The sequence below is a fragment of the Kitasatospora sp. NPDC004531 genome (genome assembly GCF_053602195.1).
Window position 1 is genome coordinate 56,788 of the sequence record NZ_JBSGDD010000032.1, and the last position, 10,095, is coordinate 66,882.

General features: G+C 76.1%; 8 protein-coding genes and 1 pseudogene. 3 read left to right on the forward strand and 6 right to left on the reverse strand.

The genetic code is table 11. The features are described from left to right. Positions 1-7 precede the first annotated feature (7 nt). A complete protein-coding gene (locus tag ACWEMJ_RS15900) occupies positions 8-2,119 on the forward strand; it encodes a tetratricopeptide repeat protein (protein ID WP_452137624.1) in 2,112 nt (703 codons plus the stop codon). A 7-nt stretch (positions 2,120-2,126) separates the two neighbouring features. Here ACWEMJ_RS15900 and ACWEMJ_RS15905 read toward each other — a convergent pair whose 3' ends face one another. Genes ACWEMJ_RS15905 through ACWEMJ_RS15915 form a run of 3 tightly spaced genes read right to left on the reverse strand, consistent with a single transcriptional unit; the run spans position 2,127 to position 4,772 of the window. Then, the gene (locus tag ACWEMJ_RS15905) at positions 2,127-2,633 is read right to left on the reverse strand and encodes a methylated-DNA--[protein]-cysteine S-methyltransferase (RefSeq protein WP_452137625.1); all 507 of its coding nucleotides are present in this window, start codon (positions 2,631-2,633) and stop codon (positions 2,127-2,129) included. Further along, the gene (locus tag ACWEMJ_RS15910) at positions 2,630-4,216 is read right to left on the reverse strand and encodes a DNA-3-methyladenine glycosylase 2 family protein (protein WP_452137626.1); all 1,587 of its coding nucleotides are present in this window, start codon (positions 4,214-4,216) and stop codon (positions 2,630-2,632) included. The genes ACWEMJ_RS15905 and ACWEMJ_RS15910 overlap by 4 nt, the downstream gene beginning before the upstream one ends. Before the next feature lie 58 nt (positions 4,217-4,274). Next, a complete protein-coding gene (locus tag ACWEMJ_RS15915; protein ID WP_452137627.1) occupies positions 4,275-4,772 on the reverse strand; it encodes a MarR family winged helix-turn-helix transcriptional regulator in 498 nt (165 codons plus the stop codon). 144 nt (positions 4,773-4,916) lie between these two features. On the opposite strand from ACWEMJ_RS15915, the gene ACWEMJ_RS15920 reads away from it, so the two are divergent. After that, positions 4,917-6,332 (forward strand): MFS transporter, encoded by a 1,416-nt coding sequence (locus ACWEMJ_RS15920; RefSeq protein WP_452137628.1) that lies wholly within the window; start codon positions 4,917-4,919, stop codon positions 6,330-6,332. A 713-nt stretch (positions 6,333-7,045) separates the two neighbouring features. Here ACWEMJ_RS15920 and ACWEMJ_RS15925 read toward each other — a convergent pair. The 3 genes from ACWEMJ_RS15925 to ACWEMJ_RS15935 form a co-directional block, all read right to left on the reverse strand. Then, positions 7,046-7,711 carry a DUF305 domain-containing protein gene (locus tag ACWEMJ_RS15925; protein ID WP_452137629.1) on the reverse strand — a complete coding sequence of 222 codons (666 nt, stop codon included), beginning with the start codon at positions 7,709-7,711 and terminating at the stop codon, positions 7,046-7,048. Then, positions 7,708-8,397, reverse strand: coding sequence for a DUF3105 domain-containing protein (locus ACWEMJ_RS15930; RefSeq protein WP_452137630.1), 690 nt, complete (start codon positions 8,395-8,397; stop codon positions 7,708-7,710). The genes ACWEMJ_RS15925 and ACWEMJ_RS15930 overlap by 4 nt, the downstream gene beginning before the upstream one ends. A 111-nt stretch (positions 8,398-8,508) precedes the next feature. After that, a complete protein-coding gene (locus ACWEMJ_RS15935) occupies positions 8,509-9,015 on the reverse strand; it encodes a hypothetical protein (protein WP_452137631.1) in 507 nt (168 codons plus the stop codon). Positions 9,016-9,229: 214 nt separating this feature from the next. Here ACWEMJ_RS15935 and ACWEMJ_RS15940 point away from each other — a divergent pair. Further along, a pseudogene (locus ACWEMJ_RS15940) lies at positions 9,230-10,095 on the forward strand (hypothetical protein); the annotation flags it as partial.

Below are 10,095 nucleotides of genomic sequence, written 5' to 3' on the forward strand. Positions count from 1 at the left end.
CGAGCACGTGGAAGGCCACCGCAACGCCATCTCCGGCCAGGCCAGGGTCGAGGGCGTCGCCCTCCAGGTGGGCGACGTCCAAGGGGGCGTACATGTTCATTCGCACGCTCCGGCGCTGCTTCCGGTACCGCAACAGCTTCCACCCGCCCCTGCGCACCTCCTCGGGCGCGAGGGGGAACTCGCGGCGCTCGACGGCGAGTTGAATGCGCCCCCGCCGCCGGGCGGGCGCTGCCTGGTGCTGATCGGACCGGCCGGGGTGGGGAAGAGCGCGCTGGCGGGGAGCTGGCTGCGGCGCCGCGCGGCGGAGTTCCCGGACGGGCTGTTCTACGCCGATCTGCGCAGCCACGCGCCCGGCGGCCCGACCGACCCGGTCGAGGTGCTCGGCGCGTTCCTGCGGGCGCTGGGCCTCGCCCGGGCGCCCGCCGAACTGCACGAGGCGGCCGCCCTGTGGCGGTCCGCCGCGGCGAACCGGCGGATCGGCGTCCTGCTGGACAGCGCCGCCACCGCCGCCCAGGTCCGGGCCCTGCTGCCCGGCGCCGAGCACTCCGTCACGGTGGTCACCAGCCGCACCCGGCTCGACGGCCTGGCGATGGACGGCGCCGGGTTCCTGCCGGTCGGCCTGATCGACCGGGAAGCCGCCACCGGCCTGCTGGCGCAACGGATCGGCGCGGCCCGGGTCGCCGCCGAACTGCCCGCCGTCGAACAGGTGGTGAGCCGCTGCGCCGGCCTGCCGCTGGCGATCTGCGTGGCCGGCGCGCGGATGGCGTCCCGCCCCCGCCAGCCGCTCGCGGCGACCGCCGAGGCGCTGCGCCGGGAGGCCGATCGGCTGGCGGCGCTGCGGTTGGACGGCGAGAGCGCGGTGCGCGGCGCGCTGGACGCCTCGTACCGGGTGCTGGATCCGGCGGCGGGCCGGCTGTACCGGCTGCTCGGGCAGCTCCCGCTGACGGAGTTCACGCCGGAGTCGGCCGGCGCCGCCGCCGAACTCCCGCTGGCGGACGCCGACGCCACGCTCGACCTGCTCGCCGGGACGCACCTGCTGGAGGAGCGGGGCGAGGGCCGCTACCGGTTCCACGACCTGGTCCGGCTGCACGCCAGGGAGACCGGGCAGGCCGAGGATTCGCCCGAGCAGTGCGAGGCCGCCGTGCGCCGGGTCGGCGAGCACTATCTGGCGGCGGCCACCGCGGCCGAGGCGCTGATCATGCCCAGCCACCGTCGGATGGCCCGGGACTACCGTCAACCTCCGCTGCACGTCCCGGAGTTCACCGAGGAGGCGGCGGCGCTCGGCTGGTTCGACCGGGAACGCGACCAGCTGATGGCCGTGCTCAGGGACGCGACCGGAAATCGCCGCCACACGCTGACCTGGCAGCTGGCGGACGCGATGCAGCCGATGTTCGTCCGCCTGCGGCCGCACGCGATGCAACTGGAGACCAACACCCTGGGGCTGGCCGCCGCCCGCGAGGTCGGGGACCGCGACGCCGAGCAGCGGATGCTCACCTCCCTCGGGCAGGGGCGGCGCAACGCCGGCCGGATCGAGGAGTCCGCCGACTGGTTCGCGCAGGCGCTCGCGGTGGCCGAGGCGCTCGGCGACCGGAAGGGCAAGGGGCAGGCCCTGATCGGGCTCGGGCACGCGCACCGCGACCTCGGCGAGCTCGATGCCGCGCGCGCCCGCTTCGAGCAGGCGCTGGCGCACTGGGAGGCGATCGGCTACCGGCGGGGCGTCGGCCTGCTCCGGGTCGCGCTCGGCGAGGTCGCCACGGATGCCGCGGACGAGGCCGAGGCGGTGCGTCAACTGTCGTCGGCCGTCGAGGACTTCGCCGCCGTCGGCGACCAGTACGAGGTGTACCGGGCGCGGGCGATCCGGGGCCGGGCGTACCTGGTGTTCGGGCGGTACGGGCAGGCCGGGGCCGAACTGGAGGCCGCCCGGGCGGGGTTCGTCGCGGCGGGCGCACCGCACTGGCAGGCCCGCAGCATCGAGTGGCTCGGCGAACTCGCGCTGGCGCAGGGCGAGTTGGACGTCGCCGGGGAGCGGTTCGCGGCCTCCCACGAGCTCTACCGCAGCCTCGCCGCCCCCGACACCGCCCGGCTCGCCCGGCGGATCGAGCAACTGCCGCCGGGGTGACGTGCCGTCAGAACAGGCCCTCGCCGCTCTCGTGGGCGAGCAGCCAGCGCTTGGCGTCGATGCCGGCCGCGAAGCCGGTGAGGCTGCCGTTGGCGCCCATGACGCGGTGGCAGGGGCGGATGATCAGCAGGGGGTTGGCTCCGACGGCGCCGCCGACGGCGCGCACGGCGCGCGGGGACTGGCCTGCGGCGTCGGCGAGTTGGCCGTAGGTGACGGTGGCGCCGTAGGGGATGTCGTCGAGGGTCTCCCAGATCCGGCGGCGGAAGTCGGTGCCGACCGGGGCGAGCGGCAGGTCGAACGTGGTGCGCTCGCCGGCGAAGTACGCGGTGAGCTGGTCGACGGCGGGGGCCAGCGCGTCCGGGTCGGGCCGCCAGTCGACGGCGGGCTCGGTGAGCGCGTACTTCTGGTTCGGCGCGGTGACGGCGGTGAGCGCGAAGCCGTGCTCCTCGTCGAGGGTGCCGCTGAGCAGCAGGGTGCCGAGCGGGCTGTCCATGGTGGTGAAGACGGTGGTCATGCCAGGTCCTTGCGGGTGCGGGTGCGGGTGCGGAGGGCGGTGTGGTGGGCCGCGGCGGCCGACCACAGGTGGTGCAGGGCGTAGGAGCGCCAGGGCGCCCAGGCGGCGGAGCGGTCGGCGGCGGCGCGCGGCTCGCCCGTCTCGCCGAGGGCGCGCAGGCCGTCGCGGACGCCGATGTCGGTGGGGAGGAAGACGTCGGGGTCGGCGAGGGCGCGCATCCGCAGGTAGCCGACCGTCCACGGGCCGATGCCGGGCAGCGCGAGCAGTTCCGCGGCGGCCTGCTCGCGGTCCACGCCCGGATCGAGCCGGACGGCGCCCTCGGCGAGGGCGGCGCACAGGCCGAGCAGCGCGCGGCGGCGGGACTGCGGCATCGCCAGCTGCCCGGGGTCGGCGGCCGCGAGCGCGGCGGCGGTCGGGAACAGCAGGCGCAGGCCCCCGTCGGCGGCGGGCAGCGGCGCGCCGTAGGTCTCGGCGAGCCGGCCGGCCAGGGTGCGGGCGGCGGCGACGCTGATCTGCTGGCCGAGCACGGCGCGGACGGCGAGCTCGTGCGGATCGACGTGGCCGGGGGAGCGCAGCCCGGGGCGGGCGGCGGCGAGCGGGGCGAGCAGCGGGTCGGCGGCGAGCCGGCCGTCGACCGCGTCCGGGTCGGCGTCCAGGTCGAACAGGGCGCGCAGCCGGTGCACGGCCGTGGTGAGGTCGCGCAGGTCGCTGAGGGTGAGGCGGCAGTCCAGCCAGCCGCGCGCCGGGTGGTCGCCCAGGGCGAGGCCGTCGACCTCGGCGATGCCGTGCCCGTACGGCAGGGCCAGGGTGCGCCGGTAGGTGCGGGTGCCGGGGCGCGGCCCGGGGACGACCTCCTCGACGCCCGGGACGGCCCGCAGCGCGAGGAAGTCCAGCAGGTGCCCGGTGTCGATGGCGCCCCGGTACGCGAGCCGCAGGCCGAGCGCGCCGGCCGCGACGGGGGAGCGGCGGTGGCCGCCGCGTTCGGTGCGCAGCGTGCTGGGGGTGCGGTCGTAGACCTCGCGGATGGTGTCGTTGAACTGCCGCACCGACGCGAAGCCGGCGGCGAACGCCACGTCGGTGACCGGGAGTTCGGTGGTCTGCAGGAGCAGCCGGGCGGTCTGGGCGCGCTGCGCGCGGGCCAGTGCGAGCGGGCCGGCGCCGAGCTCGGCGGTCAGCTGGCGCTGGAGCTGGCGGGCGCTGTAGCCGAGCCGGCCGGCGAGCCCGGCGACGCCCTCGCGGTCCACCACGCCGTCGCCGATCAGCCGGACGGCCCGGCCGACCAGGTCGGCGCGGTGGTTCCACTCGGGCGAGCCGGGCACCGAGTCGGGCCGGCAGCGCCGGCAGGCCCGGAAGCCGGCCCCCTGGGCGGCGGCCGCCGTCGGGTAGAACGAGCAGTTGGTGCGTTTCGGGGTGGTGGCCGGGCAGCTCGGACGGCAGTAGATGCCGGTGGTGCGGACAGCCGTGAAGAACACCCCGTCGAAGCGGGCGTCCCGGCTGTGCACGGCTCGGTACCTGGTCTCGTCGTCGATCACGCCTTCCAGTCTGCGGCATCGCCGAGGGGCCGACTGGCGGGAATCGGACATGGACGTGGGGGCCGGCGGTGGGCCGGGGCGGGGCCCGGTGGTCGGCCGGCCGGCGGTGTCAGCGGGTCGGGTCGGAGCCGGTGAGGGCGTGGGCGAGGCGGTCGAGGCCGGGGAGGGCGTGCATGACGGCGGCCCGGTCGGCGGGGGTGAGGCCGGCGAGGGCGGCGGCGAGGCGGCGTTCGTGGGCGCTCTGCCAGTCGCGGAGTTGCTGGTGGCCGGCCTCGGTGAGGGCGATCCGGGCGGTGCGGCGGTCGCCCGGGTCGGGTTGGCGGTCCACCAGCCCGGCGTCGAGCAGCTTGGAGATCAGGCCGCTGACGGTGTTGGGCGCGAGCCGCTGCCGGGCGGCGAGTTCGCCGACCCGCATGGGGGCGACGGCGAGCGTCTGGAGCAGCTCGACCTGGGCCATCGGCAGTGCTTCCCAGGGGAATTCGGAGCGGATCGAGCTGCGCAGGGCGCGGCGCAGCCGGGTGATGACGTCGGTGAGCTGCTGGGCCCCGGCGAGTGCGTCGGTGTCCGGTGCGTGGTGGCCGGGCGCGGGCTGGGGCTGCGAAGACATGGCGGACAGCGTAGCGCCAGGCGGTGTCGGCGACGCCCGGGCCCGGGCGTTGACCAGCGGCGATGGTTGTCGGCCGCAACCAGATGCGGCGGCTGCGGAAATACTCCTTGAGCGAATATGTCGGTGGCAGATATATTCGCTCACATGGCCGAATCCGCCGTCGCCCCCCGGCTGCTCGACACCCTGCGGCGCGCCGAGCGCCCGCGTCCGCGCGCCGTCGCCCGCTGGCCGCACGCGCACTGGCTGGCCGTCGGCACCGTCTGCGTGGGCGCGTTCCTCGGGCAGCTCACCGCGAGCGTCACCGCGCTGGTCTTCCCCGCGCTGGAACGCCGCTTCGACGCGGGCCTCGCCGCCGTCGAGTGGGTCTCGCTGTCGTACCTGCTGGTGCTGGTCGCGCTGCTGGCCCCGATCGGGCGGCTCTCCGACCTGGTCGGCCGGAAAACCATGTACCTGGGTGGTTTCGCGGTGTTCGCGGCCGCCTCGCTCGGCGCCGGACTGTCCGGCAGCCTCGCCGCGCTGGTCGCCTGCCGCGCCGTGCAGGCGGTCGGCGGCGCGATGATGCAGGCCAACAGCGTGGCCCTGGTCGCCCGGGGAGTACCCGAACGGGTGATGCGCACCGCGCTCGGCGTGCAGGCCGCCGCCCAGGCCCTCGGCCTCGCCCTCGGGCCCACCCTCGGCGGACTGCTGGTCACCCACGCCTCCTGGCGCTGGGCGTTCTGGGTCAACGTCCCGATCGGCGCGGTCGGCATCCTGGCGGGCTGGTTCCTGCTGCCGCGCACCTTCCCCGACGGCCGCCGCCCGGCCCGCCCCCGCGAGCCCGGACGCTTCGACCTGGCCGGACTGCTGCTGCTCGCCACCGCGTCCACCGCGCTGCTGCTGGCGCTGTCCGCCGCCTCCGGACTGCCGCTCCCCGGCTGGGCGGTGGCCGCGCTGGCCCTGCTGGCGGCCGTCGCGGCGGCCGCACTGGTCCGGCAGGAGCGGCGCGCGGACCGCCCCCTCGTCCCGCCCGGCCTGATGAACACCCCCGGCATCCGGTCCGGGCTGGTGGTGGCGCTGATCGGCTACCTGCTGCTGTTCTGCCCGCTGGTCCTGGAACCCGTGCTGCTGACCGGGCGCGGGGCGTCCGCCGCCACCGCCGGCCTGGTGATCACCGCGCTGCCCGCGGCGTTCGCACTGGCCGCGACGGCCGGCGGCGCGATGCTGCCGCGCGGCTGGGACGACGCGAAGCGCTGCCGGGCCGGCGCGCTGCTCGCCGCGGCCGGGCTGGCGGCGCTCGCCGCGACCACCTCCGCTGCGGCGGTCGGCCCGCTGCTGGTGGCCGGCTACGGACTCGGGCTGCTGCTGCCCGCCAACAACGCCCTGGTGATGCGCGCCATACCCGCCCCGAGCTCGGCCGTCGGCGGCGGCCTGGTGAACATGGTCCGCAGCCTCGGCACCGCCCTCGGCACCGCCCTCCCGGCCCTCGCCGTCCACCTCGCCGACCCGGCCCCCGGCGGCCGCACGGTCCTGCTCCTGCTCGCCGCCCTCGCCGCGCTCGCGGCACGCCTCACCTCCTGCTGAGAGCCGTCGGGCAGCGGGAGGAAGGAGACGGAGGAGACTCGCTGTCCCGGTGGCTCGTCTCGCGGGTCGCTGCGCGGTCGGGTGGTGACGGCGGCGGGGGAGGTGGTGGGGGACCGGCGGTGGCTCGCCGTCCTGGCGGCTCGTCTCGCGGGTCGCTGCGCGGTCGGGTGGTGACGGCGGCGGGGGAGGTGGTGGGGGATCGGCGGTCGCCGGCCGTTCCGGCTGCCCACCTCGCAGCTTGCTGAGCAGGCGGGAGGAGACGGCGATGGGGGAGGTGGCGGCTCGCCGCCTTCGCGCAGAGCCGCTGATGGCTGGCGGAGTCGGGAGCTGCGACGGAGAAGTGACGAGCGGCTGGAGAGTGCTGCTGCTGGCCGCTCACGGTCACTGACCTGTCGGCCGTGTGAGAGACGGACGGCACCGGCGGGTCGGGCGGCGGCCGGGCGGTCCTGCTGCTCGCCGTCCCGGCAGCTCGCTGAGCGGTCGGGTGGAGACGTCGATGGGGGCTGACGGTCGCCCGCCGGCCCAGCCCCGCCGCGGCCGAGCGGTTCTGCTGCTGAGCCGGGAGAAGCGACGGGCGGCCGGACGGTGCTGTTGCTCGTCGTTCCGGCCCGCGGCTCACTTCTGGGCAGCGGTGCTCGCTGCGCGCGGTGGGCGGGAACGCCCGAGGGGCGCCGCCCGGGTGGTTCCGGGTGGCGCCCCTCGGGGGTGGGAGGTCACGGTGTCGGCTGTGCGCCGCGTTCCGTGAGCATGCCCGTGATCAGGTCGATCTCGGCCTTCTGGCCGTTGACCATGGTCTGCGCGAGCCGCTTCTCCACGTCGTTCTTCGCCGCGTCCACGTACGCCTGGGCCATGTCCACGCCGCCCTTGTGGTGGGCGAGCATCAACTGGAGGTAGAAGACCTCCGCGTCGCGGCCGTTGAGCGTGCGGAGCTTCTCCAGGTCGGTGTTGGTCGCCATGCCGGGCATCAGCGAACCGTCGTGGGCCTGGTAGGTGTGGCCCATCCAGGCCATCGGCTTGCCCGGGCCGGCCTGGGTCAGGCCCCACTGGTCGAGGAAGCCCATCAGCATGCCGCGCTGGTTGGCCTGGGTGTTGATGATGTCGAACGCCAGGGTGCGGACCGGCTGGTCCTGGGTGCGGTCGCGGACGATGAACGACATGTCGATCGCCTGCTGGTGGTGGGCGGCCATGTCGCGCGCGAACCCGGCCTCCGCCGAGTCGGTGCCCGGCGCGGACGCGGAACTTCCGGACGCGGGCGTGCCGCTGGACACCAGGGCGGGCACCCCGAGGCCGAGCGCGACCACCGCCGCCAGCGCGGCCGGCCACCACAGGGTGCGGCGGCGCGGCCGGACGGCCTCCGGCTGCTCCCGGTCGCCGGTCACATCGTGCCCGAGCTGCAGGACGCGCCCGGCTCCTGGGTCTGCGGACCCTGGACGTACTTGGTGAAGAAGGTGTCGATCCGCGGGTCCTGCGCGTTGTCGACGGTCAGCTGGGTGCCCCAGGCGGTGAGCGTGATGGTGCCCTGCTCGTCCGGGTACGGGCTCATCAGGCTGTACGGGGTGGCCTTGACCTTGTCGCCCAGCGCCTTGATGTCGTCCGGGGTGGCCTTGCCGTTGTAGGTGACCCAGACCGCGCCGTGCTCCAGCGAGTGCACCGCGTTCTCGTTCTTCACCGGCTGGTCGTACACGGTGCCCATGCAGGTCGCCCAGACCGGGTTGTGGTCGCCGCCGACCGGCGGGGTCTGGTCGTACTTGACCTCGGTCTGGACGTGGGTGCGGCCCAGCTTCTCCCAGGTCTTGACGCCGTCGATCGGCGCGGCGGCCTCGGCGGCCTTGGCGTCCTTCTTGTGCTTGGCGTCCAGCGCCAGCCAGGTGCCGCCGCCGATCATGCCGAGCACGAGGGCGGCGGAGACGCCGATGGTGATGATCTTGTTGCGGCGCTCACGGCGCTGCTCGATGGCGCGCAGTTCGGCGATCCTGGCCCGGCGGTCGGCCTGCTGGGCGGCCTTGCTGCCCGGCTTGGGCTGCTTGCCGGTGGGCTGGGAGGACTGCTTGGAGGCGGAACCCATGGATGTTGTCCTTGTCCCCGCCGTGCGGCGCACGGCGGTCTGCGGTGGGGTGGGGGCAGCGGAGCCGCCGACCGCCCCGCGAACGGGGGACGGGCCGGCGGTGGGTTCCGCTCAGGACCGGTGAACCTGGAGTGCGTGCAGGTCGGGCGCGTGGTGCGGCGCCGGTCGGACGTCGACCACCGGGGCGGCGGGCGACGCGGGCGGGGCCACCAACTGCGGCAGGACGACCGCGCCGGGTTGCGGGGGCGCGTTCGGGAGCTGCGACTCCGGGCCGCAGAAGGAATGACTGGAACAGCCGTGACCGGGAATCCGGTTCGGACCGTCCGCGGTGCACAGGATGCGCAGGCCGGACTCGTCCGGCCCCGTCGCGTGCTGGTGGCCCGACGGCGATGCCGCCCGGTCCGCGAGGACGGCGGCCGCCGCCGGGACGACGGTCGACACCGCCCGCACGGACGTGACGGTGCCGGGCGGCGGGGAGCTCACGGTGCGGGCGTTCGCCGCGCACGGCAGCAGCGCCAGCAGGGCGGCCAACAGCACGGACCACAGCGCCGCCACCGGGCGGAACACCGCGGACGCGGTCCCTTCCCGGGGTCGAGTGCGGAGTCCTGGCGCGGTCATGCGCACATATTAATCAGCCGAACGGGTGAAGCGGTGCCCCCCTTGGGCTGAGAATTTCCGCCGGACGGCCCTGGCCACGGCTCATTTCGCCCCGCGGTGGCCGGAACCCCTCCCCGGGCCACGGTGCGATGTTCCGATTCCCGGACAGCGTCGGCGAGCTTCGGAAGAATGGCCCGACAACCGGCATTCCCACGAAGCAATCAGGAGCCGTCAGTTGAACGAGCAGGGCGCACCCGGGCCGACCCGACCCGACGACACCTGGTGGCACACCGTCTACGCGGGCCCCGCCGGCACCCTCCCCGACACTCCCGACGCCGCGACCGACACCACCTCCGTGGACGACTGGTTCACCGCCGCCGCAGGCCTCTTCGCCCCCGAAGCCGCCGCCGAACCGCCCCAGCCCGCCCCCGCCACCCGCAGCTGGGCGGAGGCGGCCTGGCCGACCCGCGACACCACGGAGGACCGCCCGGCCCCGCAGCCCACCGAGCAGCGCCCGCCGACGCGGGACCAAGGGCAGGGGCCCTCGGAGCGTGAGCCGAAGGTGCCGGCTGCGCCGCAGGCAGCGGGGCGACCGACGGCGGTCGAGCCCGACGGCAGGCCCGGAGCCCCTTCGGGGCAGGGGGTGTCGCGGGAGAAGCAGGCGGCGTGGGCCCCGGGGCCGGAGCGCGAGGCTGCGCCCGCGCCGGAGTCCGGCGTGTCGTGGCGGGAGCCGGGGGCGTCGGCTGCGCCGCAGGCGGGGGAACGGTCGGTGGCGTGGGTCCCGGGGCCGGAGCGCGAGGCTGCGCCCGCGCCGGAGTCCGGAGCGTCGTGGTCGGAGTCGGCGGCGCCGCAGGCGGGGGAACGGTCGGCGGAGTGGGCGCCGGGGGCGGAGCGCGAGGCTGCGCCCGCGCCGGAGTCCGGCGTGTCGTGGCGGGAGCCGGGGGCGTCGGCTGCGCCGCAGGCGGGGGAACGGTCGGCGGAGTGGGCGCCGGGGGCGGCACTGCGAGTGTGGACGCCCGCCAACGCCCGGGTGAAGTTCGTCAAGCAGGTCGCCCCGACCGTCGAGGACCTCACCGACCGCCGCACCGAGGCGGGGACGCG

Coding starts and splice junctions, on each gene's coding strand:
- ACWEMJ_RS15935 (WP_452137631.1), bottom strand. CDS start 9,015: ATGACCGCGCCAGGACTCCGCACTCGACCCCGGGAAGGGACCGCGTCC.
- ACWEMJ_RS15915 (WP_452137627.1), bottom strand. CDS start 4,772: ATGTCTTCGCAGCCCCAGCCCGCGCCCGGCCACCACGCACCGGACACC.
- ACWEMJ_RS15930 (WP_452137630.1), bottom strand. CDS start 8,397: ATGGGTTCCGCCTCCAAGCAGTCCTCCCAGCCCACCGGCAAGCAGCCC.
- ACWEMJ_RS15905 (WP_452137625.1), bottom strand. CDS start 2,633: ATGACCACCGTCTTCACCACCATGGACAGCCCGCTCGGCACCCTGCTG.
- ACWEMJ_RS15910 (WP_452137626.1), bottom strand. CDS start 4,216: ATGTCCGATTCCCGCCAGTCGGCCCCTCGGCGATGCCGCAGACTGGAA.
- ACWEMJ_RS15920 (WP_452137628.1), top strand. CDS start 4,917: ATGGCCGAATCCGCCGTCGCCCCCCGGCTGCTCGACACCCTGCGGCGC.